General features: G+C 63.1%; 26 protein-coding genes and 1 pseudogene. 12 read left to right on the forward strand and 15 right to left on the reverse strand.

Going from position 1 to position 26214, the window contains the following annotated elements; genetic code table 11:
- Positions 1 to 4: 4 nt before the first annotated feature.
- Genes NKI17_RS31885 through NKI17_RS31900 form a run of 4 tightly spaced genes read right to left on the reverse strand, consistent with a single transcriptional unit; the run spans position 5 to position 2402 of the window.
- Positions 5 to 430, reverse strand: a complete 426-nt coding sequence (locus NKI17_RS31885) for a DUF1178 family protein (protein WP_352471325.1) — start codon at positions 428 to 430, stop codon at positions 5 to 7.
- Positions 427 to 1293: a carbon-nitrogen hydrolase family protein gene (locus NKI17_RS31890; protein WP_352570521.1), complete on the reverse strand. Its 867-nt coding sequence runs from the start codon at positions 1291 to 1293 to the stop codon at positions 427 to 429. The genes NKI17_RS31885 and NKI17_RS31890 overlap by 4 nt, the downstream gene beginning before the upstream one ends.
- Positions 1294 to 1303: 10 nt before the next feature.
- Complete coding sequence (gene grxC / locus NKI17_RS31895; RefSeq protein WP_352491813.1) at positions 1304 to 1573, reverse strand: glutaredoxin 3; 270 nt, start codon at positions 1571 to 1573, stop codon at positions 1304 to 1306.
- A gap of 28 nt (positions 1574 to 1601) precedes the next feature.
- Complete coding sequence (locus tag NKI17_RS31900) at positions 1602 to 2402, reverse strand: ComF family protein (RefSeq protein ID WP_352570523.1); 801 nt, start codon at positions 2400 to 2402, stop codon at positions 1602 to 1604.
- 54 nt (positions 2403 to 2456) lie between these two features.
- Between NKI17_RS31900 and NKI17_RS31905 the strand changes: the two genes are divergently transcribed.
- The gene (locus NKI17_RS31905; protein ID WP_352907381.1) at positions 2457 to 3329 is read left to right on the forward strand and encodes a methyltransferase domain-containing protein; all 873 of its coding nucleotides are present in this window, start codon (positions 2457 to 2459) and stop codon (positions 3327 to 3329) included.
- 50 nt (positions 3330 to 3379) lie between these two features.
- On the opposite strand, the gene NKI17_RS31910 is transcribed toward NKI17_RS31905, so the two are convergent.
- The 5 genes from NKI17_RS31910 to argJ all read right to left on the reverse strand — a co-directional run bounded on the left by NKI17_RS31910 (position 3380) and on the right by argJ (position 6558).
- Positions 3380 to 3559: a Flp family type IVb pilin gene (locus NKI17_RS31910; RefSeq protein ID WP_352456654.1), complete on the reverse strand. Its 180-nt coding sequence runs from the start codon at positions 3557 to 3559 to the stop codon at positions 3380 to 3382.
- A 126-nt stretch (positions 3560 to 3685) separates the two neighbouring features.
- Entirely contained in the window at positions 3686 to 3991 is a 306-nt protein-coding gene (locus NKI17_RS31915; protein ID WP_023677980.1) for a hypothetical protein, read from the reverse strand.
- 127 nt (positions 3992 to 4118) lie between these two features.
- Positions 4119 to 4541: a (deoxy)nucleoside triphosphate pyrophosphohydrolase gene (locus NKI17_RS31920; RefSeq protein ID WP_023677979.1), complete on the reverse strand. Its 423-nt coding sequence runs from the start codon at positions 4539 to 4541 to the stop codon at positions 4119 to 4121.
- Complete coding sequence (locus NKI17_RS31925) at positions 4538 to 5317, reverse strand: GNAT family N-acetyltransferase (RefSeq protein ID WP_352570524.1); 780 nt, start codon at positions 5315 to 5317, stop codon at positions 4538 to 4540. The genes NKI17_RS31920 and NKI17_RS31925 overlap by 4 nt, the downstream gene beginning before the upstream one ends.
- Positions 5317 to 6558, reverse strand: a complete 1242-nt coding sequence (argJ, locus tag NKI17_RS31930; protein WP_352570526.1) for a bifunctional glutamate N-acetyltransferase/amino-acid acetyltransferase ArgJ — start codon at positions 6556 to 6558, stop codon at positions 5317 to 5319. Before argJ ends, NKI17_RS31925 begins: the two co-directional genes overlap by 1 nt.
- Before the next feature lie 179 nt (positions 6559 to 6737).
- On the opposite strand from argJ, the gene NKI17_RS31935 reads away from it, so the two are divergent.
- Complete coding sequence (locus tag NKI17_RS31935; protein ID WP_352907382.1) at positions 6738 to 7964, forward strand: caspase family protein; 1227 nt, start codon at positions 6738 to 6740, stop codon at positions 7962 to 7964.
- A 3-nt stretch (positions 7965 to 7967) separates the two neighbouring features.
- Here NKI17_RS31935 and NKI17_RS31940 read toward each other — a convergent pair whose 3' ends face one another.
- Positions 7968 to 8111 carry a putative antibiotic biosynthesis monooxygenase gene (locus NKI17_RS31940; RefSeq protein ID WP_352682998.1) on the reverse strand — a complete coding sequence of 48 codons (144 nt, stop codon included), beginning with the start codon at positions 8109 to 8111 and terminating at the stop codon, positions 7968 to 7970.
- Positions 8112 to 8313: 202 nt separating this feature from the next.
- Between NKI17_RS31940 and NKI17_RS31945 the strand changes: the two genes are divergently transcribed.
- A complete protein-coding gene (locus NKI17_RS31945) occupies positions 8314 to 8970 on the forward strand; it encodes a TetR/AcrR family transcriptional regulator (protein WP_352907387.1) in 657 nt (218 codons plus the stop codon).
- Between the two features lie 43 nt (positions 8971 to 9013).
- On the opposite strand, the gene NKI17_RS31950 is transcribed toward NKI17_RS31945, so the two are convergent.
- Positions 9014 to 9931: a peptidylprolyl isomerase gene (locus NKI17_RS31950; RefSeq protein ID WP_352907383.1), complete on the reverse strand. Its 918-nt coding sequence runs from the start codon at positions 9929 to 9931 to the stop codon at positions 9014 to 9016.
- Positions 9932 to 10184: 253 nt separating this feature from the next.
- Here NKI17_RS31950 and secA point away from each other — a divergent pair, with 253 nt between their 5' ends.
- Positions 10185 to 12917, forward strand: a complete 2733-nt coding sequence (gene secA / locus NKI17_RS31955; protein ID WP_352907384.1) for a preprotein translocase subunit SecA — start codon at positions 10185 to 10187, stop codon at positions 12915 to 12917.
- A 232-nt stretch (positions 12918 to 13149) separates the two neighbouring features.
- On the opposite strand, the gene NKI17_RS31960 is transcribed toward secA, so the two are convergent.
- The gene (locus tag NKI17_RS31960; protein WP_352907385.1) at positions 13150 to 15804 is read right to left on the reverse strand and encodes a helix-turn-helix transcriptional regulator; all 2655 of its coding nucleotides are present in this window, start codon (positions 15802 to 15804) and stop codon (positions 13150 to 13152) included.
- 142 nt (positions 15805 to 15946) lie between these two features.
- Between NKI17_RS31960 and NKI17_RS31965 the strand changes: the two genes are divergently transcribed.
- The 3 genes from NKI17_RS31965 (at position 15947) to NKI17_RS31975 (ending at position 17171) form a co-directional block, all read left to right on the forward strand.
- Positions 15947 to 16219 (forward strand): DUF4242 domain-containing protein, encoded by a 273-nt coding sequence (locus tag NKI17_RS31965; protein WP_023677971.1) that lies wholly within the window; start codon positions 15947 to 15949, stop codon positions 16217 to 16219.
- A gap of 67 nt (positions 16220 to 16286) precedes the next feature.
- On the forward strand, positions 16287 to 16508 hold the full coding sequence (locus tag NKI17_RS31970) for a hypothetical protein (RefSeq protein ID WP_352471339.1): 222 nt from the start codon (positions 16287 to 16289) through the stop codon (positions 16506 to 16508).
- A gap of 162 nt (positions 16509 to 16670) precedes the next feature.
- Positions 16671 to 17171: a hypothetical protein gene (locus tag NKI17_RS31975; protein WP_352577171.1), complete on the forward strand. Its 501-nt coding sequence runs from the start codon at positions 16671 to 16673 to the stop codon at positions 17169 to 17171.
- Positions 17172 to 17543: 372 nt separating this feature from the next.
- On the opposite strand, the gene NKI17_RS31980 is transcribed toward NKI17_RS31975, so the two are convergent.
- The 3 genes from NKI17_RS31980 to NKI17_RS31990 form a co-directional block, all read right to left on the reverse strand.
- Complete coding sequence (locus tag NKI17_RS31980) at positions 17544 to 18620, reverse strand: ImmA/IrrE family metallo-endopeptidase (protein ID WP_352577173.1); 1077 nt, start codon at positions 18618 to 18620, stop codon at positions 17544 to 17546.
- 5 nt (positions 18621 to 18625) lie between these two features.
- A complete protein-coding gene (locus NKI17_RS31985) occupies positions 18626 to 19261 on the reverse strand; it encodes a hypothetical protein (protein WP_352577175.1) in 636 nt (211 codons plus the stop codon).
- 299 nt (positions 19262 to 19560) lie between these two features.
- Positions 19561 to 19758 carry a hypothetical protein gene (locus NKI17_RS31990; RefSeq protein WP_023721050.1) on the reverse strand — a complete coding sequence of 66 codons (198 nt, stop codon included), beginning with the start codon at positions 19756 to 19758 and terminating at the stop codon, positions 19561 to 19563.
- 259 nt (positions 19759 to 20017) lie between these two features.
- On the opposite strand from NKI17_RS31990, the gene NKI17_RS31995 reads away from it, so the two are divergent.
- The 5 genes and pseudogenes from NKI17_RS31995 to NKI17_RS32015 form a co-directional block, all read left to right on the forward strand.
- On the forward strand, positions 20018 to 21418 hold the full coding sequence (locus NKI17_RS31995; protein WP_352907386.1) for a lipopolysaccharide biosynthesis protein: 1401 nt from the start codon (positions 20018 to 20020) through the stop codon (positions 21416 to 21418).
- Positions 21418 to 22698 (forward strand): GNAT family N-acetyltransferase, encoded by a 1281-nt coding sequence (locus tag NKI17_RS32000; protein ID WP_352633888.1) that lies wholly within the window; start codon positions 21418 to 21420, stop codon positions 22696 to 22698. Before NKI17_RS31995 ends, NKI17_RS32000 begins: the two co-directional genes overlap by 1 nt.
- Positions 22699 to 22908: 210 nt before the next feature.
- On the forward strand, positions 22909 to 23517 hold the full coding sequence (locus NKI17_RS32005) for a hypothetical protein (protein WP_023677966.1): 609 nt from the start codon (positions 22909 to 22911) through the stop codon (positions 23515 to 23517).
- 664 nt (positions 23518 to 24181) lie between these two features.
- Positions 24182 to 25903, forward strand: a complete 1722-nt coding sequence (locus NKI17_RS32010) for an AAA family ATPase (RefSeq protein WP_352703609.1) — start codon at positions 24182 to 24184, stop codon at positions 25901 to 25903.
- A gap of 103 nt (positions 25904 to 26006) precedes the next feature.
- Positions 26007 to 26214: pseudogene (locus NKI17_RS32015) on the forward strand (hypothetical protein); the annotation flags it as partial.

Below are 26214 nucleotides of genomic sequence, written 5' to 3' on the forward strand. Positions count from 1 at the left end.
TTCCTCAGTTGCGGTCGTCGGGGAAGCTTGGAATAGGCATGAACTCGACGCCGTCTTCGGCGAGGCTCTTGGCCTCGTCCAGCGTCGCCTCGCCATAGATGCCGCGCGGATCGCTTTCGCCGAAATGGATCTTGCGCGCTTCCTCGGCAAATTTGTCGCCGACATAGTCGGCATTCTCGCGCACCTTGTCGGCCAGCGCCTTGAGCTGCGCCAGCGCCTGCTTCTGCGCCTCGCCCATGGCCAGCGCGATGCTTTCGCGCTTGCGCCCGGTGGAGACGGCAGGCGCCATCAGCGCCTTGTCGACCTTGTGCGAGCCGCAGGCCGGGCAATCGACGAAACCGCGCCTCTTCTGGGTGTCGAAATCGTCGTTGCTGCGGAACCAGGCCTCGAATTCGTGCTCGTGTTCGCAGATCAGGGAAAAGCGGATCAAGAGGCGGCACCCCTGAGCGGCATTGCCTCCGCCGAACCGGCGTTTACGGCAAAATCGCGTGCGTTTTTGAGATTCGGTATCTTTTTGCGCGCAGCGACTGACTGCGCCGGGTCGATCTCGGCGACGATCACCGCCGGCTCGTCATGCGCAGCTTCGGCGACGATGCGGCCCCAGGGATCGACGATCAGCGAATGGCCATAGGTTTCGCGGCCGTCCTCGTGCACGCCGCCTTGCGCGGCGGCAACCACATAGGCGCCGTTCTCGATGGCGCGCGCCCTGAGCAGCACGTGCCAATGCGCTTCGCCGGTCTGGCGGGTGAAGGCGGCGGGCACCGAAAGCAGATCGGCGCCGGCCAGCGCCTCGGCACGGAACAGCTGCGGAAAGCGCAGATCGTAGCAGACGGCAAAGCCGAGCTTCGCGCCATTGACTTCGGCGACGACGGCCTCGGTGCCAGGCTCATAGGCGGCGGATTCGCGCCAGCTCTCGCCATTGTCGAGATCGACGTCGAACATGTGGATCTTGTCGTAGGTGGCAATCCTGGCGCCGTCCGGCCCGAACAGAAGGGCGCGGTTGGCAAGCTTGCCGTCGGCGCGCAGAATGGCGGTCGAGCCGATATGCAGGAAAATGCCGAGCTCCTTGGCCAGCCGCCGCGACGTCGAGACGACGATGTCCTTGTCCTCGGAGGTGAAGGAAGCGGCCCATGCCTGGCTGTCGCGGATCAGCGCGCCGGTCATTTCCGGCGTCTGGATATAGGTCGCGCCAAGGCCTGCCGCCTCGCGCACCAGCCGTTCCAGATCGACCGCATTGCGCTCCGGGCTGGTTCCCGAACGCATCTGGATCGCCGCCGCCTTGAAACCACCCATCGTCATGTCCTTATCTGGCCGAGCCGTTGGCGAGCAATTTGTCCAGCCGTCCTTCCGCCTCCAATTCGTGGAGATCGTCAGAGCCGCCGACATGCGTGTCGCCGATGAATATCTGCGGAAAGGTGGAACGGCCGTGAGCGCGGGAGATCATCTCCTGGCGCAGCTCCGGCGAGAACGAGGCGTCGTGCTCGGTGTAGGTCACACCCTTCCTGTCGAGCAGCCGCTTGGCCGCGGTGCAATAGCCGCACATCATCCGCGTGTAGATCGTCACATCGACCATCGGTCAGCAATCCTGCCTCGTTCCTAGGCTATATAGGCGCCGATTCGTCGGCCCGAAAGTCCCCCGGCAGCACACGCGCAAAGGTCAGTACGTCGACCGCGCCGGCACCGCCCTTCTTCAACGCCTTGGCGACCGCGCGGACGGTGGCGCCGGTGGTGTAGACATCGTCGATCAGCAGCACCCGGCGGCCGGCGATTTCGATCTCCGCCTCATCAGGCACTTTGAATGCGGCGCGAACATTTTCCTCGCGTTCCCGCCGCTCAAGCCCGACCTGCTGGCGCGTGAGTTTGACGCGCCTGATGGCTGATGGCGCGAAAGGCCGCTCCCCGAGCTGCGCCACCGCCCGCGCCAGTTCCGCCGACTGGTTGAACTGCCGTCGGAAGAAACGCCGCCAGTGCAGCGGCACCGGCACGACCACGTCGGCCTCGGCGATGAGCTCGGCACCGGCGCGAAGCATCCAGCGCGCCATCCACGGCGCCAGATCGGTGCGGTCCTGGTATTTCAGCCCTTGCACCATCTGGCGGGCAACGCCGGAATAGGCGACCGCCGCCCGCGCGCGCTCGAACGGCGGCGGGTCGGCTATCGCCTCCGCCGACAGGAAACCCTCACCCATATTGTGGGTGAACGGCGTGCCCATCACCGGGCACCACGGCCGTTCCAGCAGCCTGAGTTTCGGCCAGCAGGCGCCGCACAACACGCCGGGCTGCGAGACATGGCGGCGGCAGCCGGCACAGACCGGCGGGAACAAGAGGCGCGCTGGCCAGCCCAATGCCTTGCGGGCAATGCTCTTGATCGCACTACGCTTGATCTCTGGCATGGGATCGGCCACGTGGTTGGTCCTCCGCATCACTATATCAGAGAGCGAAGCACAAGGACCTGCCCATTGCAGCCTGTAATTGACACCTCGCTCTGGCTGGCGCGCAAGCGCCGGGCACTGACCCGTCCCATCGCCGGCGCGGATTTCCTCATGCGGCGGGCGGCCGAGGATCTTGCCGACCGGCTCGGCGCCGTCGAACGCAGGTTCGGCAAGGCGGCCTCATTGTTTTGCCAGACGCCGGCAGCAGCAGAGGTGCTCGCCGAAAGCGGCAAGGTGACGGAAAACGTGCGCGTCGAGGCCGACGCCGCTTTCCTGGGTGGCCAGCCAGGACTGTTGGCGCCGTTGGAAACCGTGCCATTCGAGCCGGAAAGCCTCGACCTCGCAGTCTCGCTGCTGTCGCTGCAGGCGATGAACGACATTCCCGGCATGCTGGTGCAGGTCCGCCGGGCGCTGAAGCCGGACGGGCTTTTCCTCGGCGCCTTCGCCGGCACAGGCACGCTCTCCGAACTGCGCGAAAGCCTGCTTGCCGCCGAGACCGAGCTCTATGGCGGCGCCAGCCCGCGTGTGATCCCGTTCACCGACGTCCGCGACGCCGGCGCGCTGCTGCAGCGCGCCGGCCTGGCACTGCCGGTTGCCGACGTCGAGACGATCACGGTGCGCTACGATTCGCTATTTGGCCTGGTCGCCGACCTGCGCGCCATGGGCGAGACCAGCGCGCTTGTCGACCGCAGCAGGCGGCCGGGCACGCGAGCGCTGTTCGCGCGCGCCGCCGAAATCTATGCGGAGCGGTTTTCGGATGCCGATCGCCGCGTCAGGGCGAGTTTCTCGGTGGTCTGGATGTCAGGCTGGGCGCCCGATGCCTCTCAGCAAAAGCCGCTGAAGCCGGGCTCCGCAAAAATATCGCTGAAGACAATCCTGGAAAACCCCGGCGGCCCCTGAGCGTATCCTTGCGCAAAAGCTAAGCGTATCCCACGCAAAAGCTAAGCGGGTCACTGTGCAAAAGCGTTGGCAAGCTTGCTGCTGTTGTCGCTGAACAACCACTGGATGGCGCCGGCAGCCTGGCCAATACCAGCGACAATGGCAAGCGACAGCACGGCGACGATCAAACCATATTCGATAGCCGTCGCACCCCTCTCGTCGTCTAAAAATCGTTGCAGCAAGATTTTCATGGGCGCCCATCCCTCTTGCCCGAACCTAGCGCCGACCCGTTAAGAAAGGTTAATGCGACAGGCTTAACGCGCGGTGAACCTGCTGCATTCTAGGAAACAGCCGAATCCTAGAGATCTGTTGAGGAGTCAGCAGTCGCCGCTGCTTCTGCCATCGGCCCGTATAACGCAGACCGAACTGGGCAGCGGCTGCAGCACGCTCTTGCGTAGCGTATAGCTATCGCGCTGGCCGATCGAGCCGGTGCTCATCGTATCAAGCCCGTCGCGGGCAAACTGCGAGCGGGTCCGGCTGTCGAGGTAGGGCGTCGCGATCAAGGCCAGAGCCACCGCGGCCGAGCCGAACAAGAGGGCGATGCGCAATATTCCCATGCCGGCATTGGCGGCGCCAGGAAGGCGGTCGGGCCAAGGCGAGTCCCAGTCCTTTTCAAGGCTCATGCAAATCGCTCCCCAGCGGTGGAATCGGCGTAACCGCCTAGCGTCAATTTTTCACGGTCAGATAAATCTTTCATTAACGCTGCTGCCAGCGCGTTGCGGCGCTGCCCGATTTACGGCAGGTCGGCCGTTACAGCAGATCGATGAGGAACTGGATCAGCGGGGCATCGGCCGGCGGCATTGGAAAATCGCGCATCTGGCGCGGCCGCACCCATTTCAGCACCTGGCCTTCCTTCGGCTGGGCAATGCCGCGGAATCGACGGCAGACGAACAGCGGCATCAGCAGGTGAAAATCATCGTAGGAATGGCTGGCGAAGGTGAGTGGCGCCAGGCAAGGGATGTCGGTTTCGATGCCGATCTCCTCGTACAATTCGCGGATCAGGCATTGTTCCGGCGTCTCACCGGGCTCGACCTTGCCGCCCGGAAACTCCCACAGGCCGGCGAGTTGCTTGCCTTCGGGCCGCTGCGCCAAAAGCACGCGCCCGTCGGCATCGACCAGCGCGCAGGCCGCGACCAGGAGCAGGCGTTTGCCGATCGTATCCAAGCCGCTCATGCGCCGGGTGGCCGGCGATAGCGATAGCGATAGACTTCGTCGAATCCGAGCGAACGGTAGAGCGCCAGCGCCGGCGCGTTGTCAGCCTCGACCTGCAGCCAGGCTTCCCGCGCCCCGCGCAGCCGCGCCCATTTCAGCGCCGACCGGATGAGATGGCGGCCATGGCCCTGGTTGCGCACCGACCTGTCGGTGGCAATCTCGAACAGGCCGGCAAGGTCGCCGTCATGCACGCAGATCAACGTTGCCAGCGGTTCGCTGCCGGCCTCCAGCGCAAACAGCCCGGCCTCCGGCTGGATGGCGCCGATGATCTCCGACAGGCCCGGCCGCAGCGACACATCCGAGCCGCTCACCTTGAGCGCCGCGCCGATGAAACGGCTGATGTCCTTCAACGGAATCTGGTCCATGGCGTCGTCGAGCGTGGCGTCCGCCAGCGGCAGCCGCATGACCAGCGACTCCGCGAATATGCTCCAGCCCTCGCCGTCGAGGTACTTCGAAAGATCCGGCCCCGACAGCGGCGAGATGCGAAAGGTCAGCGGCCTGCCATAGGCGTCGAACCGACGGCTGGCGCGACCGATGCGCTCGGCAATGTGCTGGATGTCGCCCGGATCGAGCGGATTGACCGAATTCAGCCGCTTGGCCGGATGGCCGGCCGTCAGCCGCACCACCCAGGTGCCGTCATAATGGACGGCGGCCGCCGGCCAGGCGCGAAATCCGGCCGCCTCATAGCGGCGCACGATCGCCAACACGCTTGCCGGATGTCTGGAAGCCAACGCCATCAGCTCCGATAATCGCCGTTTATGGCGACATATTCCTTGGTGAGATCGCAGGTCCACACCGTCGCCTTGCCGCGGCCGATGCCGATATCGGCGCGGATGCGGATCTCGTCGCGCTTCATATACGCCGAAGTCGCCTCCTCGGAATAGGCGGCGTCGCGCTCGCCCTGATAGGCCAGGCGGTTGTCGCCGAACCAGATCGACAGAAGGTCGCGGTCGGCCGGTTCGCCGGCCTTGCCGACGGCCATGACGACGCGGCCCCAATTGGCGTCCTCGCCGGCGACTGCCGTCTTGACCAGCGGCGAATTGGCGATCGACAGCGCGATGCGCTTGGCCGAGCGGGCCGATTTGGCCCCGGTGACGGTGACCTCGACCTGCTTGCGGGCGCCCTCGCCGTCGCGCACCACCTGCAGTGCCAGCGATTTCAGCACCTTGCCGAGGGCACGGCGGAAGGCGCCGAGGCGCGCATCCTTGGGGTCGGAAATTGCCGGCGCGCCGCGCCTGGCGGCAGCACCCGTGGCGAACATCAGCAGCGTGTCGCTGGTCGAGGTGTCACTATCGACGGTAACCGCGTTGAAGGTCTTGGCCGTACCGCGCGACAGGAGGTCCTGCAGCACGGGTGCTGCGATCGGCGCATCGGTGGCGATGAAGGAAAGCATCGTCGCCATGTCGGGCGCGATCATCCCGGCGCCCTTGGCGATACCGTTGATGGTGACGTCGGCATCGCCGAGCTTGACCGTCGCGGTCGCCAGTTTGGGATAGGTGTCGGTGGTCATGATCGCCTTGGCGGCTTCGGTCCACAATTCCGGCTTGCCGTCCTTGACCAGACCGGCCAGCAGATGGCTGAACTTGCCGGCGTCGAGCGGTTCGCCGATCACGCCGGTCGAGGCCAGGAACACCTCGCCCGCTGTGCAGTCGGCCGCCTTCGCCGCCACCTCGCCCGTGAGTGCGGTCGAGGCGCGGCCCTTCTGGCCGGTAAAGGCATTGGCGTTGCCGGAATTGACGACCAGCACGCGCGCCTTGCCCGCCGTGAGGTTCTGCCGGCAGAAGTCGACCGGCGCCGACGGGCATTTCGACCTGGTGAACACGCCGGCGACGGTCGTGCCGGCGTCGAACACCATGGCCAGCAGGTCGGTGCGGTTCTTGTATTTTATGCCGGCCTCGGCGGTGGCGATGCGCACGCCCTCGATGGCCGGCATCTTGGCATATTTCTTCGGCGCGAGCGGCGAAACCTGTGTGGACATGGAAGACCCCGGGCGGGAAAAATCGCGAAAGGAACGCCGGTTTGCCCGATAGCACGCGCCGGCGCAAGGCGTTTCACAGCCGTTACGGGTGCCGGACGCCTGACACCGCCTCATGCAGCAAGCAGGCTGCTGCAAATTTGTTGGTGTCGCTGCGACCGATAGCGCTATGATCCTGCCCCATGGGCAGGCTTGTGGTCTTGGCACTGGCGTTTCTGGGCTTTTTGCTGCTGTGCGCCGATGCTCAGACGGCGCGGCGCGTGGCGCTTGTGGTCGGCAACGGCAGCTACGCCGAAGCCGGCACGCTGGCCAATCCCGTCAACGATGCGCTCGACATCGCCGACAAGCTGCGCGCCATCGGTTTCGAGGTGATCGAAGGCAACGATCTCGGCAAGCGCGAGCTCGAACGCAAGATCGGCGAATTCTCAGATGCGCTGCAAGGTGCCGGTGCCGGGCTGTTCTACTATGCCGGCCACGGCCTGCAGGTCGACGGGCGCAACTTCATCGTGCCGGTCGACGCCAGGCTGGACATGCCGGTCAAGCTGCAGCTCGAGGCGGTGCCGATCGACGAGGTTCTCGACATCATGGAGCAGCAGGCCAAAGTCAGCCTGGTCTTCCTCGATGCCTGCCGCAACAACCCGTTTGCCCGAAGTCTCAGCCGCAGCGCCACGACGCGCTCGGCGACGGCTCTCGCCGGCCTTGCCCAGTTCGAGTCGACGCGCGGCTCGTTCATCGCCTTCTCGACGGCACCCGGCGCCGTGGCAATGGACGGGACGGGGCGCAACTCGCCCTTTGCGGCCGCACTTTTGCGGCATATGGCGGAGCCCGGACAGAGCATCAACGACATGATGATCGCGGTGCGCCGCGACGTCGTTTCCGCAACGCGCGAGGCGCAGCGTCCCTGGGAGCAGGGATCGCTGCTCGAGCGTTTCGAGTTCGTGCCGGGCGGAGACACTGCCCAGCAACCGAAACCGGCTGTCAGCCCGGCTCCCGCTTCGCAGGTGGCTGCGCTCGAACGCTCCGTCGGCGACAAGAGCGCCATCGAGCAGTTCCTGCGCGAGGACTATCTGGCGCCTGATGCCAGGAGAATGCACGAAACCGTCAAGCGGCTCTACGGTTCGTCGGCCATCATCTACGGCACGCGCTACGACAGCGAGGCGATCGTCAAGGTCAAGACCGACTGGTTCGCGCAATGGGCATCGTGGTCGTTCGGTCTCGAGCCCGGCAGCCTTGAGGTGACGCCGCACGGCAAGGACCGTGCCGACGCGGTTTTCGCCATGCGCTACGACTATGTGCCGAAGGACAAATCGGCGCAGCGCCTGACCGGCAAGGCGCGGGTGACGCTGGAACTCGTGCTGGCCGATGGCGCGTGGCGCGTTGCGTCGGAAACGTCGCAAGCGCTGGAATGAACATCAGCGGACCGCTGGGTTGATGAACCCGCGAAACGCCCGCTGCACGCCCGGAATCAGTCCCCAGATCATGATCGAGACCATCAGCGGCGCGATGACCAGCGTGCGCTGCCAGATTTGCCATTCCTGCGTCAGCGGAAAAACCACTTACAGAATGGCAGTGATCAGCGGATAGACGCCGAGCAGCACCAGCACGGCGAAGCGCAGGCGCGAAAAAACGTGGCGGCGGTCGAGGTCATTGGCGTTCTCCTTATCGTTACGGAACGTTCCGTTACATATAAAACGGATCGTTCCGTTTCGTCAAGAGTTGTATATGATGGCTGCTGAAATCGCGGGTAAGGAAGAAGAGATGGGCGAAACCACCGATCCCGGGCGCAAGTCGGCTGGCGCACGGCGCAGCCCGGAAAGCGCCGATGCCATTCTCGATGCCGCCGAGGCGGTACTGGTCGAAGCCGGCTATTCCGGCTTCTCGATCGAGGCGGTGGCGCGCCGCGCACGCGCCGGAAAACCGACGATCTATCGCTGGTGGCCAAGCAAGGCCGCCTTGCTGCTCGACGTTTACCAGCGGCAAAAGCGCGTCGACAATCCCGATACCGGGAACCTTGCGGAGGATCTCGTCGGCTTCCTGAAGAGCTTGTTTGCGCATTGGCGCGACACATCGTCGGGCAGCGTGTTCAGATCGCTGATTGCCGAGGCGCAGTCGGACGAAAAAGCCGCCGCCGCCCTCGCCGAATACGCAAGAGGGCGTCGCATCCACACCGGCCAGATGGTCGAACGCGCCAAGGCAAGGGGAGAGGTGGCAGCCGATGTCGATGCCACTGTCGTCGCCGACTTGATCGCCTCGTTTGCCTGGGCGCACCTTCTGACAGACCGCCTGGACGAGGACGAGGCGATCTTACGCAGGGCGGTCGGCTATGTCTTGAAAGGCATCGTCGCTGACGATGCCGGCGACGCCACGCCGGTCCGGCGGCGGCGTCGACGCATCATCGCTCGCCCTACCAAATAGAAGCGACAGGGCGGCAGCGCGCCCTGTCGTAGCCCAATCTGGCCTATTTGGCGCTTTCCAGCGCGTCGACCGTCTTCTTCAGGTTCGCATCGGGGATGTCGACCTTGGCGTTGGCGCGCAGCGACTTGACCAGCGCGAAATACTTGTCGCGGATGACCGCCTGGCGGGCCTGGTCCTTGACCTCGTCGAAGGCCGGCGGCTGCTTGGTGCGCTTGTCCTCGACCTTGATGACGTGCCAGCCGAACTGCGACTGCACCGGCTGCTCGGTATATTTGCCGACCGCCAGCGCAAATACCGCCTTGTCGAATTCCGGCACCATCTGGCCAGGCCCGAACCAGCCGAGATCGCCGCCGCTGGTCTTGCCGCTCGGATCGCTGGTGTGCTCGTTGGCGAGTTTCTGGAAGTCGGCGCCGCCGTCGAGCTGCTTGATGATGGCGTCTGCCTCTTCCTTCGTCTTCACGAGGATGTGACGGGCGTGCACCTCGTTGCTGGGCGGCGTGTTGGCGATTTCCTGGTCGTAGCGGGCGCGGACCTCGGCATCGGTAACTTTGTCGACGACGCCCTTCTCGACCATTTCGCCATGCAGCGCGCGCTGCTGCAGGAAGGCCATGCGGCGCTGGAAGTCGGGATCCTTGTCGAGGCCGGTGGTCACCGCCTGAGCCGCCATGACGCGGATTTCGATCGCCGCCGAAAGCGCCGCGGCGCGGCGCTGCTCGGGCGGAAGCTGCGCGAACTGCTGCGACAGCTCGCCCTCGGCAAGCCCAAGGTCTGCCTCGGTCAGCGTCTGGCCGTTGACGGTGGCGACCACGGCGTTCGGATCGACCGGCTTGGCCGCCGGAGCGGGTGCTGCCGGCTGGGCAGGGGCGGCTTCCTGCGCCATCAGCGGCGACAGCGAGAGGGCCGATAGCCCGAATGCCAGACCAAGGCTGGCGAGCGACGCGCGGCGGAACAATACTGACATTACGATTATCTCCAAAGCGGGGTAGCTAGAGCGGAATGGCTTCCAGACCAGCAGGATTGTGGCGGAATTTGGCGCGGTCGACAGGGCGAGCGCGGCGTTGACATCGAATGAGCCCCCTCTTATCTGTCCAACGACTTTGCGTCCAGAACCGTTTTCCGGGCGCTTTTTGCGTTTGTCCGCGTTCACGCGCATTTGATGGGGGCCGGCCGGCGCCCGTCGCAATGACTTGGAATGCTATCGAAAGGGCCATTGGATGGTCAGTCTCGGCGGTCTCGCCCGTAAGGTTTTCGGCTCCTCCAACGATCGTCGGGTCAAATCGACCCGGCCGCGCGTCGAGGCGATCAATGCCATGGAAAACGAGATGCGGGCGCTTTCCGACGCCGAGCTTCAGGCCCGCACCGACAAATTCCGCCAGGACATCGCCAATGGTGCCGGCCTGGACGACCTCCTGGTGCCGGCCTTCGCCACCGTGCGCGAGGCCGCCCGCCGCGTGCTCGGCATGCGGCCGTTCGACGTGCAGCTGATCGGCGGCATGGTGCTGCACAATGGCGGCATTGCCGAGATGCGGACCGGCGAAGGCAAGACGCTGGTGGCGACGCTGCCGGTCTACCTCAACGCGCTCGCCGGCAATGGCGTCCATGTCGTCACCGTCAACGACTATCTGGCCACGCGCGACTCCGAATGGATGGGCCGCGTCTACAAATTCCTCGGCCTTAAGGTCGGCGTCATCGTCCACGGCCTGTCCGACGAGGAGCGCCGCGTCGCCTACGCTGCCGATGTCACCTACGCCACCAACAACGAGCTCGGCTTCGACTATCTGCGCGACAACATGAAATACGAGCGCGCCCAGATGGTGCAGCGCGGCCACAGCTACGCCATCGTCGACGAGGTCGATTCCATCCTGGTCGACGAAGCCCGCACGCCGCTGATCATTTCCGGTCCGCTCGAGGACCGTTCGGAAATGTACAACACCATCGACACCTTCATCATCCAGCTGCAGCCGCAGGACTACGAGATCGACGAGAAGCAGAAGACCTCGATCTTCACCGAGGAAGGCACCGAGAAGCTGGAGAACATGCTGCGCGATGCCGGCCTGCTCAAGGGCGAGTCGCTCTACGACGTCGAGAACGTCGCCATCGTCCACCACGTCAACAACGCGCTGAAGGCGCACCGGCTGTTCCAGCGGGACAAGGACTATATCGTGCGCAACGGCGAGATCGTCATCATCGACGAGTTCACCGGCCGCATGATGCCCGGCCGCCGCTATTCGGAGGGCCTGCACCAGGCGCTCGAAGCCAAGGAGCATGTGGCGATCCAGCCGGAGAACCAGACGCTCGCCTCGGTCACCTTCCAGAACTATTTCCGCCTCTACAAGAAGCTCGCCGGCATGACCGGCACGGCGCTGACCGAGGCCGAGGAATTCGCCAACATCTACAATCTCGACGTCACCGAGATCCCGACCAACCTGCCGGTCATCCGCATTGACGAAGACGACGAGGTCTACCGGACGGTCGAGGAGAAATACAAGGCGATCGTCAAGGAGATCAAGGAAGCCCGCGCCAAGAGCCAGCCGACGCTGGTCGGCACGACTTCCATCGAGAAGTCCGAGCAGCTGGCCGAACGCCTGCGCAAGGAAGGTTTCAAGGATTTCGAGGTGCTGAACGCCCGCCACCACGAGCGCGAGGCGGCGATCGTCGCCCAGGCCGGCAAGCCCGGCGCCATCACCATTGCCACCAACATGGCCGGCCGCGGCACCGACATCCAGCTCGGCGGCAATGCCGACATGCGCATCGCCGACGAGCTTGGCGACATGCCGGCCGGCCCCGAGCGCGAGGCCAGGGAAAAGGAAATCCGCGACGACATCGCCCGGCTGAAGGAAAAGGCGCTCGCCGCCGGCGGCCTCTACGTGCTGGCCACCGAACGCCATGAATCGCGCCGCATCGACAATCAGTTGCGCGGCCGCTCGGGCCGCCAGGGCGATCCCGGCCGCTCGAAATTCTTCCTGTCGCTGCAGGATGATCTGATGCGCATCTTCGGTTCCGAGCGCATGGACGGCATGCTGCAGAAGCTCGGCCTCAAGGAAGACGAGGCGATCATCCATCCGTGGATCAACAAGGCGCTGGAAAAGGCGCAGAAGAAGGTCGAGGCGCGCAACTTCGACATCCGCAAGAACCTGTTGAAATATGACGACGTCTCGAACGACCAGCGCAAGGTGGTGTTCGAACAGCGCATCGAGCTGATGGACGGCGAGGGCCTGTCCGAGACCATCACCGAGATGCGCGAAGGCGTCATCGAGGAGATCGTCGCCAAGAATATTCCCGAAAACGCCTATGCCGAGCAGTGGAACGTCGCCGGCCTCAAGGCCGAGATCGCCGAATTCCTCAATCTCGATCTGCCGGTCGAGAACTGGGTCAAGGAAGAAGGCATCGCCGAGGACGACATCCGCGAGCGCGTCAGCCAGGCCGCCGAGGCCGCCGCCAAGGAACGCGCCGAGCGCTTCGGCCCCGACGTGATGACCTATGTCGAGCGCTCGGTGGTGCTGCAGACGCTCGACCATCTGTGGCGCGAGCACATCGTCAATCTCGACCATCTGCGCTCGGTCGTCGGCTTCCGCGGCTATGCGCAGCGCGATCCGCTGCAGGAGTACAAGGGCGAAGCGTTCGAACTGTTCCAGGCGATGCTGGGCAATCTGCGCCAGGCCGTCACCGCGCAGCTGATGCGCGTCGAGCTGGTCCGCCAGGCGGCCGATGCGCCGCCGCCCGAAGCCCCCGACATGTTCGGCAGCCATATCGACGGCTTCACCGGCGAGGACGATTTCGAAGGCGGCGAGACGGCCGTCCTGGTCCGCCAGGAGACCAACGCCATCGTCGCCCCCGAAGACCGTGACCCGAAGAACCCGGCGACCTGGGGCAAGGTCGGCCGCAACGAGGCTTGCCCCTGTGGTTCGGGCAAGAAATACAAGCATTGCCATGGGGCGTTCGCGTAAGGCACCGCGATTTCGGCTCATTTGGTAGCTCTGCGGGACAGCGCCCCCCTCTGTCCTGCCGGACATCTCCCCCATTTGGGGGGAGATCGGACGTCACATTGGTCTTCGCCAATCACCAAGGTTGAAGAAAAAGTCGCAAGCGGCGAAACTGCCAATCTCCCCCCTCGTGGGGAGATGGCCGGCAGGCCAGAGGGGGGCGCGAAGGGTCGCCGGCCTTTGATTTATTCGCTTCTCAAATCAGCCCTGAATCGCGTGCCGCGGCCGTCGCCTCACCCCGCGAAACCGCGTCCAGCTTGCCCAGAACCGCCGAAACGTGGTGATCGACCGTCTTCGGCGAAATTGTCAGCTGCTCGGCGATCCGCTTGTTGGAGAAGCCGCGCTCGATCAGTTGCAGCACCTCCATCTGGCGCCGGGTCAGGCCGGCGCGATTGGCGCGCGTGGTTCGGCGCGGCCCCCTTGCGATGCCGTTGACGCCGTTGCGGCGCATGATATCGCGCAGGTGAACGGCGACCGGCCTGGCGCCGATGCTTTCGAAAATCTCCAGCGCCAGGCGCTGCGCGGTCTCGTTACCCTCTGCCAACGCCAGCCCGCGTTCGTAGGGCGCGTTCATCTCGGCCCATAGTTCTGCCGCCGCCTGCCAGTCGCCGGCGAGCAACAGCCGGTAGGGCGCAGCCATGCCGATGGTGTCGCCGGGATCGAAGTCCGGCGCCAGCTTCTGCCGCCACATCGCCAGCTCGCCGAAGACCGCCCGTGTCGTCGACAGGCTCTCGGCCAGCGCGATCAGGCCGAACGCCTCCTCCCGGTCGCCCTGGCCAAGCCATGCCCGCTCGGCCATCAGTGCCGCATAGGGCGCCAGCCGCTGCAATTCCGATCCCTTTTCGAGGAACCGCGCCATTTCGGCAAGCAGCGGCTCGGCGGAAGGATCGCCGCGCCGCACGCGCAGCTTTGCCATCGCCACCACGGCGGGATGGCGGACCAGCATCGTCGCCTGCTCGTTGGCGATCACCTCGAGTGCCTCGGCGGCAGCCTCTTCCCATTGCCCCCGGCGCAGCAGCAGCTGCGCCAGCACGCCGCGCATATAGTCGCGCCAGGTGACGAGGTCGTTTTCGACGCAATAGTTGATGCCGCGATCGAGGAACGACCGCGCGTCAGCGAAGCCGAGCTGGTTCATCTCGCTGCAGGCGCTGTTGGTGAAGGCGCGCGCCGCATGTTCCTGAAAATTCTGCTCCAGCGCGATCTCCAGGCTGCGGGCAAGGTGCAGCCGTCCGTTTGCCAGATCCAGCCACTGCTCGGCGCTGCCGACATTGTTGAGGGCGTGGCAGACGATGTCGGGCCGGTTCAGTTGTTCGGCGAGCGCAATCGCCTTGTTGCCGAGCCGCAGCGTGTCGTCGAGCCTTTCGGCCAGCATCGCCAGTTGCGAGAGGTTGGAATAGGCCATGGCGAGTTCCGGCCCGGCCGGCGCGGTCTCCAGCAGCTGAACCGCCTGCTCGCCAAGGGCATCGGCAGCCATGCGGTCGCCAAGCAGGTAGGCAAAGCGCGACAGCCATCTGAGGCAATCCCCTTCCTTCGCCGTATTCCCCTGGGCCTGATGCAGCCGGCGCGCCTGGTCCTGCGCGGCGATGGCCTCGTCGATCTTGCCGATGAGGTGGCACTCGAAGGCATATTTCTCATAGAGCGCCGTGCGCTCCTCCACCGGCAGGCTGTCGGCCTGCCGCAACACGGCTTCATAGAAGCCGGCCGCATCGCGATGGGCGCCGACGCGGGAGGCCTCGCGCGCCGCAACCGGGGCCAGTTCGCGCACTGCCTGCAGATTGTGCGCCTCCACCGCGTGATGCACGAGGCGGCCGGTGGAGACCTCACTGTTTTCGAGCAGGGCAGCCAGCGCGCGCTGGTTGAACTGCCGCCTGTGGCTCGTCGTCAACATCGCCTCGATGGCGCGGCGGGCGATCTCGTGGCGGAACGCATAGCCATCGCCCAGATCCTCCAGCAAGCCGTTGGCGACGCATTCGGCAAGCTGGCCGGCACTGGCGACGCCGCACAGGCCTTGCAACGCCCAGGCGTCGGCCCGGCGTGGGAACACCGACACCGCGTCGAGCATCGAGCGGGCGCCGGCCGACAGGCGCTCGGCGCGCGCCAGAACCGCGTCGCGCACGCTTGCCGGCAGCGCCGTTTTTTCCTCGCATCCGCTGCACAACAGTTCGGTGACGAAAAAGGCGTTGCCCGCCGTCGCCCGGTAGATGGCATCGCCATCACGCCCCGCCGCCTCGGCCAGCGACAGCACCGCCGACTCGCTGAGCAGCGGCACGTCGATGCGCGCGACGCTGCCTGCCGGTATCTCGCCGAGCGCGCGGCGCACCCGCATCTGTCCCTCGCTGCGATCGGTGCGCGCCGTCAGCAGCAGCAAGAGATGCCTGCTGGCGATGCGCCGGCCGAGAAAGCGGACGAAATCGAGCGTCGCATCATCGGCCCAGTGCAAGTCCTCGATCACCAACAGGGTCGGCTGCGCCTTCGTCTCGAAGATTTCGAGTGCATCCGAAAACAGCGGCAGCCTCTGTCCTTGCCGATGATCGATCGCCTGCGGCAGCGCCCATTGCGCGTCCCGCGCCAGATCGTAGAGCGGCCCGAGCGGATCGGGTATCGACAGATCCTCGCAGGCACTGCGGAATATGCGCGTGGCTTGCACAGTCCGGTCGATGAAGGCCTCGACAAGCGCGGTCTTGCCGGCCCCGGCCTCGCCAGCAAGCACCGCGACGCAGCCACGGCCGCGCCCGGCATCGGCCAGCAGCCCGTCGAGTCGCTCCAGCTGTGTCTGCCGTTCCAGAAGCATCATTCGCTCACGGAGATCGAGTTCGCCGAAAAGGCGGACCCGCGATGGACCCGCCAACATATCTCCCGTCCATAACGCTGCCAACATAGGGAATCGTCCCGCCAAAAATGGGGAAAGGTTCCGATGTGCGCTCTGGCCGGGCGTGATCAATGTCGAGCCGCGCTCAAACCGGGCGTGACCCACTGGAGAAAGGAAGGCTTCGATGCCTCGCTATCTGATTGAACGCACATTCCCGGACGGCCTCAACGTGCCGATGAACGAAGCCGGCGCCGACGCGCTGGGCGGTGTCGTCATGCGCAATGCCGAAAAGGGCGTTACCTGGCTGCAGTCCTACGTGTCGCCGGACAAGAAGCGCAGCTTCTGCATCTACGACGCGCCCTCGCCCGAGGCGATCCGCAGCACCGCCCAGAAGAATTCGCTGCCTGTCGACAAGATCACGGAGGTGCGGGTTCTTGACCCCTACTTTTACCGTTGATGGCAGGCAAACCCCAAGTGGCGGACAAAAGGATGAGCATCAAACTGCCCTTCGCGGCAATTGCGACATGCCTGATGGCATGCCGGTCGGCGAACCGGCGCCTGTCGTGGGAAACCCCGGCGGTTCCCTGCTTGGCCGTCTATGGCGGATCGCGGCGGCGCTGCCTTCGCGTCTGCTGGGCAGGCGGCGCCGGCTGCCCCCGCAAGACGATTATCTGAGGCAGGACATCGGACTGCCCGACCGCGAGCAGCGGCGCGAATACTGGGAATATTATTGGTGGGACCATTAGGCCGCCGCGCCGTTTGGACGGGCTGAAACAAGCCGTGCAACCGGCCGCATCACTGCGGCCGACATGAAAACAGGACGAGCGACCTGTTTCGCAAAATTCCAACGGACGCCGCAGCGTTGAGCAGACCCGCTCGGTGCGCGTCCTCAAACAACCGGAGAGAACATGAACATCAATCTTTGCACCGGGCGCCTTGCCGCCCTGGCCATCCTGTCGATCGCCGCCACCGCGGCCCAGGCAAAGGACGGCAATCCGCTGGCCGACATGGTACGCGCGGCCAACAGCCGCTTCGAGAATGTGGCGGCGGCAACCGCCGAGGGCTATGCGCCGATTCCCTGCGCCAGCGGCATCACCGGCGGCGCCATGGGCATCCACTACGTCAATCCGGGCTACCTCAAGGATGACGCTGTCGATGTCGCCAAGCCTGAAGCGGTGATGTACGAGCCGGCGGCCGACGGGACGCTAAAACTGATCGCGGTCGAATACATCACCTCGAAAGGCCCGGCCTCGCTCGACGGACATCTGTTCAACTTCAACAGCGCGCCCAACCGCTATGGCCTCGGCCCGTTCTACGAGCTGCATGTCTGGGCCTGGAAGGGCAACCCGACCGGCGTGTTCGCGGATATGAACCCGAATGTTTCATGTGATGCGATGAAGGGGATGTAAGCGACACTCTTCCTTCTCCTCGTCACTATACGGGGAGAAGGTGCCCGAAGGGCGGATGAGGGGCAGCGCGGATGTTGGCGACTGCCAATCTCCCTACCCACCCGAGCGGAGTGAGAAGCGGTCCGCGCAGCGGACAAAAAGCCAATTGCTTGGCTTGTAGGGCTTCGAAGGCCAGGCCAGAGAGGGGGCGCTGTCCCGCAGGCTTGACCCGCCAAAATCCCGGGAAGGCGGCTTCGTCCACAGTCATTTCCTCAACCATCTTCACCTGCACGCCGATCTTCTGGTCCTTGAGCAGGTCGCATAGTCCGTCGCCATCGATCAGGTCGATGGCCGGGAGCTCCGTCGCGCACAGCCTCGCGCCGGGCGCTCACATCATATGATGCGCAGCGGCGCGAGAATATCGTCGCGGTCTGGTCGAACGACCGGTCCTGCCAACCCCCAAATCAATCCCTCTAGTTCGTCTGGCGGGAGATGCAGCAATGCTGCGATCTCATGTTTCGTCATGCGCTCGCTCCAAAGATGAGCGAGAATCTTTCGCCAAACCGCCGACGTTTCGCGCTCGATGCCGTTCGGCTCACCGGTTCGATAGCCACGGCGGCCTAGTTCAATGCAGGCTGATTTGTATTGCCACTCCGTGAGCAGGCTCAATGAATGAAGCCTATACGCCATCGCCATCGCAGATACGCGCCAGCGGGCTTTCGCACGGAGGATAATATCTACGGTAATGAATCGGGGCACACGTGAACGCACGTCGTGTTCCGGCATCAAGAATGCCGAAGCGAATTGGTTTGCCTCGCGTTCGGCAAGACGTGACCGTTGCGCACCAGCGTGCCTGTGCATCACCAGATGACATAGCTCATGGGCAGAATCGAAAATGCTATGCTCTGGCGTCTTGTAATTGTTCAAAAAGATATAAGGCCTCTCGTCGCGCCAGAACGAAAAGGCATCGACAGAGCTAGTTGCTTCCGACAGAGAGAAAACCCTCACGCCGTGCACCTCTAGCAGGCCAAGCATATTGCCGATTGGTTTCTCGCCGAGATTCCAATACCCGCGCAGAGCGCGGGCGGCCATTTCCGGGTCTGTTTCATAGCTTAAGTCGAGAAGGTTGGTGTCGGGCAGGCTGAATTGCTCTTCAAGCCAATCACTAAGTTCCAAACCCAGGCGTCCTGCGTTGATCGCCGCATCCCGTTCCTTCGCGCTCATTTTTGAAAGACTGCGAAAGCTAACGGCTGTCGTATCAAGCTCGTCAGGGTCATCTAGGTGGAAAAAGGTTGCCGGGTAGTCCAGCGCGGTGGCAAGCTTGCCGATGCTCATCTCGTCGGGTTCGTTTTCTCCGTTTTCGATGCGCGAAACGGTAATCGGGGACAACCCCGCAGCTTCAGCGAGTCCTTTACCTGTCATCCGCCGTCGTTTCCGAGCGAGGACGAGCCTTTTCGGATTGAATGCCATGACGATTACTTCTTGCGAGCAACCTTCGGGTCGAAATCATCGGCGACATCATCGCTATCAAACGACAGCTTCGGCTCTGCATCCAGATCACTGCCATCCGAGAGGAAAAGCCGCTCCACAAAATGCGTAAATCGACCGCCCTTCACAACGGGACAACTCAATTCGGCCGCCCCGTCCGGAGCAACCATCAAGTAGTATACAGTCCAGCCTTTCTCGTCGGCTTGATGGACCGGAGCATAGCTAGGCAGGCCACCAAACAGGTCATTGCCCGCGCAAAGGCGCTCCGCGCCAGCTCCCTTGCTGGAACGCGGCTTCGGGTCATGGTGATCGCTGCAGGCGATGTCGACGTTCGCAAAGACGATCTTGATGCGCCTTGCCTCATTCCGGATTATTTCGACACCATTTGTCCGGTCAAGAACCCAATCGGCTCCGACAAACTCATTCCGAAGCGAGAAGGTGCCATAGTGATAAGAGAACGTCCCGGCTGCATTGGCTGGGAAAAATAGGGTCGCATCAGCCGCCGCGCCGACGGCTATGTTCCGAGCAATGAGAAGCTTGGCCCTTTCAAGCTGCAGGTACTCAAGGCGCGGTAGAACCTCCCATTCTTCCCGGAGAACGCGCGTCGGGGTCATTTGGGGCATGTGGATAGCTCCGTGTTAACGAATCTTACCATACCGTATGGTTTAAATTATTAACACGCAAGCGCTATTTCTGATTGCCCAACGCTTTTCCGCAGCCTTTTTGGCGATCTCAGCGCGACGCTCTGGCGTCATATTCTCGGCCCGCTTCTTTCCGCTCTGCGCCAAGGGCCTTGGCAGTGGGGTCCTTGCCGTCGTCAATCACATCGTCAGCTTCCTCGCCTGTCGCAATGCGCAGGACGCGGACGGCGTTGCCGATCACGTCGGCGGGGCGCTTCTGGCCTTAGGTCCGGTGGGCACTCCTAGTTCTCCGCATGGCTAAAAACGACAGCGCCGTTGTCCTTACGAACTTCAACGGACACGATTCCATCGTCACCCTTTCGGGTTTGGAACATGGAGGTTGCATGATCTTTCGCGGTCTTCTCGTCGTCGAAGATCACCTTGTCGACGATGCCCTGTCTTCCATACCAGATGACAGTGTAGACCATTGTTGCTGCCATGCTTTCCGCTAAGCATATAGGCGTTTTCGCATATGGGGCAAACGGGATAGGCGCTTCCGCGTATTTCAAACTGAGACACTACCGAGCGGGGTAAAGGGTTGCGCGAATGATGAATATGAGCAGCGCGCCGCCCCTCATCCGCCTGCCGGCACCTTCTCCCCGTATAGAGACGGGGCGAAGGAAAGCTCACCCAACCGTTTCTTAATGTGTCTCCGCTACACCCAACCCCTGTAAATTGGCGGAAAACGGAGAGTATTGGGTGCGCTTTTCCGCGGCGACGACAGCCGGGCGGTTCCTGCCGCAGCGCGTTGCGCTGCGCATAAGGCCGCTGCTTGGCCTGATCGATGCCGTCCTGTTCAGCGCCGGCGCGCGCGGCGAGGCCGGCCGCATGTCGCTGATCGCCTTTTCGGTCCGCATCGTCAGCGCCGTCATCGCCTTCGTCAGCCAGGTTTTGATGGCGCGCTGGATGGGGTCGTTCGAATACGGCATTTTCGTGCTCGTGTGGGTGACGATGGTCATCGTCGGCAATCTCGCCTGCCTCGGCTTCCACACCTCGATCATCCGCTTCATTCCCGAATATCGCGAGCGCGGCATGCTAGCCGAATTGCGCGGCATCGTGCGGGCCAGCCGGCTGTTCGTGCTGATTGCCTCGACGGTGATCGCCGGCCTCGGCGCGCTCGGCGTCTGGCTACTGTCGCCCTTTATCGAGAACTATTATGTCGTGCCGTTCATCCTCGGCATCATCTGCCTGCCGATGATCGCCATGTCCGACCTGCTGCAAGGGCTGGCGCGGGCCAATTCCTGGGCGCTGTTTGCGCTGTCGCCGACATTCCTGGTGCGGCCGCTGCTGATCCTGGCGTTCATGGCGCTGATGCTGCTGGCGGGCTATGCGCCGGACGCCAAGACCGCGATCTTCGCCGCGATCGCCGCCACCTACGCCACCACGCTCGGCCAGCTTATCGGCGTGACGTCGCGCATCGACAAAAGGATTCCGGCCGGGCCGATGAAATTGCATTTCGGCCAATGGTTCATCGTCTCGCTGCCGATCTTCCTGGTCGAGAGCTTCTTCTTCCTGCTCACCAATGCCGACGTGCTGATGGTCGGCGCCTATCTCGATCCCAACGACGTCGCCGTCTATTTCGCCACCGTCAAGACGCTGGCGCTGGTGCATTTCGTCTATTTCGCGGTCAAGGCCGGCGTCGCCCAGCGCTATGCGCAGTTCACCCATGGCGAGCCGCACAGGCTCGCCGCCTTCGCCCGCGAAACCGTGTCGTGGACCTTCTGGCCGTCGCTGGCGATGGCGCTGCTGGTGCTGGCCCTGGGCGAGCCGATGCTGACCCTGTTCGGCCCGGAATTTTCCGCCGGCTATCCGCTGCTGTTCCTGCTGGTGTTCGGCGTCGTCGCGCGGGCCGCCGTCGGCCCTTGCGAAAGCCTGCTCACCATGAGCGGCAACCAGAACATCTGTGCCGCCGTCTATGCCATGACGCTGGCCTTCAACATCGCGCTTAGCGTCGTGCTGATCCCGCTCTTCGGTCTGTGGGGCGCGGCGATGGCCACCGTCTTCGCCATGATCTTCGAGGCCGGCGCGCTGTCCTTTACGGTCTGGCGCAAGCTCGGCATCGCCATGGTCATTTTCGTGCCCGCCAAAGGAGCCGCCTGATGGCTGCCGTCCCCTTGCTCGAGGAAACCAGCGGCGGCCCGGCCGGCGCCATGGTGTCCGGCCTTGCCGGGCTTGCCCGCGAAGCCGATCCCGCCCATGTCGAGATCCTCGCCAACAACCGGCCCGAGCGCAAGCTTGCCATCTATCCGGCCTCCGCCGGCTTCGACCTGGTCGAGGAGCTCGACTATCTCTGTACCCGCACGATCGAGTCCAACGTCTTCTTCAATCCGCGCTTCCTGGCGCCGGCCATGCCCAGGCTCGAGGACCGCGAGGTGCGGCTGGCCGTCATCCGGGACGGTGACCAGTATCGCAACCGGCTGCGCCTGCTGGTGCCGTTCTCGGTCGAGCGGCCGATGGTGCCGCTCGGCGTTCCCGTCATGCGCACCTGGTCGAGCCCGTTCGGCCCGATCGGCACGCCGCTGGTCGATCGCGACGATCCGATCGGCGTCATCGAGGATTTCTTCGCGATGCTGTCCAGGCCGCATCTCAAGCTGCCGAAGGTCTTCGTGCTGCCCGACATAAGGCTGGACGGCCCGGTGGCGAGCCTGCTCGCCAGCGTCGCCGAAACGCGCGGCCTGACGCTGGTCACCACCGGCAAGGCCGAGCGCCCGGTGCTCGAAAGCGCGCTCGACGGCGAGGAATATCTGAAGGCTTCGCTGCGCGCCCACCATTATCGCGAGTTCCGCCGCCTAAAGCGCCGCCTCGCCGACCTCGGCCGGCTGCAGCATGTCGTGGCGCGCGGGCCTGACGAGATCCGCCACGCCATCGAAAATTTCCTGACGCTGGAGGCTGCCGGCTGGAAAGGCCGCGAGCGCACCGCCATGGCCATCGACCGCTACCGCGCCGCCTTCGCCCGCGAAGCGGTGCACCGGCTGGCCGAGCAGGATCTCTGCCGCATCCATTCGCTGACGCTCGACGGCCGCACCGTCGCCTGCCTGATCGTCTTCGTCGAGGCCGGCGTCGCCTACACCTGGAAGACCGCCTATGACGAGACGCTCGCCGCCTATTCGCCGGGCACGCTGCTGATGATCGAGGTGACCAGGCAGCATCTCGACGACCCCAACATCATGATGACCGATTCCTGCGCGGTGCCCGACCATCCGGTGATGAGCCGGCTGTGGAGCGAACGCAAGCCGATGGGCACGCTGGTGATCGGGCTGACGCCGGACGCCGACCGCCCCGCCCGCCAGGCGGCGTCGCAGCTTCACCTCTACCGCGAAACCCGCAACATGGCGCGTCTGCTGCGCAACCGGATGAGGAGCCTGCTGCGCCGGCGCTAGTGCTTGGGGTCCAAAGTGGGCCCGACCGTCCGTCTCCGCACCGTCGGCCCGCTCGGGCCTAGGTCGTCAGGGTTAATTCTCCCGATCAGCGGAAAGGATTAGCATCGACGCAGTCCCAACCGGGATGAGGCGATCGATTACGGCCGCGCGTCCAGCATCACTGCCGCCTCGGTCCTGCACGGCCAGAAGAAAAAAATCTGGGAGGAATGCATGATGAAAACAACTCACCTCAGGCGTGTCGGTATCCTCACCTTGGCAGGTCTCGTTGGCGCGTGTCTGAACGCCGCCACTCCTCGGGCGGCCGAACCCGACAAAGCCGAGATCGATGCCCTGCGTAAATCGCTGTCCAGGTATGAAGACTACAAGGTTGCCATTCGCGAGCTTTATCTATCGACGGTAGGATGCGTCTTCTACAGCGGCGAAAAGGTAGAGGGGGCGATGGACTACCCGAAGGGCGCGATGGGCATCCATTTCGTCAACGTCACGACTGTCGGCCCGACCGCGGATCCGACGCGCCCCAATGTGCTGATCTATGAGCCGGTCGGCGGCGAATTGCGCCTGGTCGGCGCGGAATGGCTCGTGCCCTTGACGCCGGACACAAAGGAGCCGCCGAAGCTCTTCGGCCAGACATTCCAGGGGCCGATGGAGGGGCATTATCCGCTCATCCCGAAGGAGTTCCACCACTACGACCTTCACGCCTGGCTGTTCAAGGACAACCCGCTCGGAATGTTCAGCCCGACGAACCCGGACGTGAAATGCGACAACTATCCGTTTCCGATGCCTGAGCAGCCGACCAAGATGGTGCCGGGGCCAATGTGAGCGACCTCGTTACCGCCTGAGGCTGTCGGAGGGGCCGGCCGCGGCCTCAATAGCAGTTATCCCAGGAGGGCTCCTGGGAATAACGCCAGCCGAGCTCGCGGTTTCTCAGGAGGAAAATGGTGCCCCTAGCCGGAACGGCAGGAGATTTCGAACCAGCTTTCCCTATCGAGCTTTACCCTTGAAATCTAACGAGTTGCGAGGGATTCGCCCCCGAGGCGCCGACGGCTCGGTATACCTCATTGGCAGCCCCTTGGTGTACCTCCCGTCAAGACACAGCTGCCAGCTACAAGCCTCATTCGTGCCCGCACCGGGGTTGGGGCACTCTAATCGAGCGGGGTCGAGCTGGGGCGGCTTCGGCCCTGCCTAGCGGCCCGACCATCAGCAACTTAAATACAAAAGACCGCACCGGGGAGCTCGACGCTTTTTACGGCGACGACGCACTGTCTACGCCCTTGACCGAATCATCTTTTTCTTGATCTGTGAAACAGACAGCGGCCTATTTTGGCCTAACCGTAGAAGAGCACCCCAATTGTACCTTAGGCACATACTAGTAGCTAATAGCGGTCCGCTAACCGACATTGATTTCCAACCGGAATTCACGCCCGAAGGGCTGCCAAAACCGCTAATCTTGGTTGGGAGAAACGGGGCGGGAAAAACTAATCTAATGTCGATAGTTGCCGATGCATTGATAGAAATGGCGGCGCAACACTTTACAGACATAACTCCTTCAAATTCGTCTGGTGGGAGGTCCTTTTATCGCGTAGTCGGGGGCTCCACCATCCGGACCGGGGCTAACTTTGAGCTCGTCGCTACTAAATTCGACCATGAGGGCTCAACGTTCTGCTGCAGGACCAAGGCAGGCAAACTTGATATAAATGAAGTTGCCGAACGGATGCAGCCCTTCCCAGGCATTGGGAGCTGGAGCCTGGAAGGAAACGACAAAGCAGTAGTTGGACCTGTTGATCAGATAGAGAAAATCTTTCGCTCTGGGTGTTACGCGTTCTTCCCATCCAACCGCTCTGAGCTGCCATTCTGGGCGAACACCCAGAACGAAGAACCAATATCGGTTTTTCGGGAACGTTATGCCGATCGATTGACTAAACCCATAGCAGTCACCGCCACAATCAACGACTTGCTGCCATGGATAGTCGATGTAATCTTGGACCAATCTTTGGATGCTGTGCAATTTGTGTTGAATCGAGTTAAAGCGCAAGAATCATTGACAGGAGCCCTTCAAAACGTTGGCGTACTTCAAAGTTTAAATAGGATCGTTCGCGTAATTCTTGGCGACGAGCAGGCGCGAATAGTGAGAACTGGGCGAGGCGCGCTGAGTCGAAAAATCCAAATCTTCTCCGGCGACAGCCACCTTCTGCTGCCAAGTCTGAATTCGCTTTCAGCAGGTCAGGCCACTCTATTGTCGATCTTTTCAACGATCTTGCGATATGCGGACACGGGGCAAATCGCTAGCCCGGCACATGAAATGCAAGGGATAGTACTCGTCGATGAAATTGACGCGCACCTTCACGCAGACCTGCAACACAGAGCTCTCCCCGCCTTGATGCGCCTGTTCCCAAAAATTCAATTCATCGCGTCGTCTCACTCCCCATTGTTTCCCTTGGGAATGGTTGAGGTTTACGGGGATGAGGGGTTTTCATTGGTCGAGCTTCCAACCGCTACGAAGATCACAGCGGAACGTTTCAGCGAATTCCTCGACTCTTTCCGGTACTTCCAGGCAACCAAGAGCTTCGAGGAGGAGGTTGCTTCACGGGCAGCAAAAGCCGAACGCCCCCTAGTGCTTTGTGAGGGTGAGACCGATCCTCGATATCTTCGAACCGCAGCCGGTCTGTTGGGATTCGACTGGCTCTTAGACAAAATTGAATTGGACTGGGTTGGACAGCCGCAGCCGGGAGGTGCGATAGATGGTGGCAAGGACCGTCTCGCTCAAGCCGCCAAGCTCCTCAAGAATAACCCGCAAATCGTGCGTTCGCCTATGGTTCTTGCCTTCGATTTCGATGCTCCCCAAGCTTCGGCTGACTTCGACAATATCCACATTCGAACGTTCCCAGAAAATGTGAACAATAAGGTATGCCGCAGTGGTATTGAAAACATGCTGCCAGAAGGGGTTTTCGAGGAGCGCTTCTATCAGGTTATCGAAAAGCGAACGGCGGACGTAACCCGTATTAGCAAGTTGCGGAAACGAGACCTCTGTAATTTTATCTGCGAGGAGCGGCAGAACCCTGCCGATTTTGAAGCCTTCAGACCAGCTATTGAGATACTTGTTGCGGCGCTTGGGCTGGTGGCTCCGGCGAGCAACGATCAAGCAACGCCGCTGTCATGCACGGTTGAGGACCCCAGTCTGACTACTGGGGTCCTCTCGCAAAATTAAAGCCAATCCATAGTTGGGGACAAAATTACTACTCTGCCACGCCCGTTGCAGGATACGGCAGCGGCACTCTGGGAGTCCCATCCCCCGGCTTCGGCCGGTCGACTTGCGCCTAGTCGGCGCGGAATGGCTCGTGCCCTTGACGCCGGACACAAAGGAGCCGCCGAAGCTCTTCGGCCAGACATTCCAGGGGCCGATGGAGGGGCATTACCCGCTCATCCCGAAGGAGTTCCACCACTACGACCTTCACGCCTGGCTGTTCAAGGACAACCCGCTCGGAATGTTCAGCCCGACGAACCCGGACGTGAAATGCG

This window comes from Mesorhizobium sp. M0816 (genome assembly GCF_040320005.1).
Classification (GTDB): domain Bacteria; phylum Pseudomonadota; class Alphaproteobacteria; order Rhizobiales; family Rhizobiaceae; genus Mesorhizobium.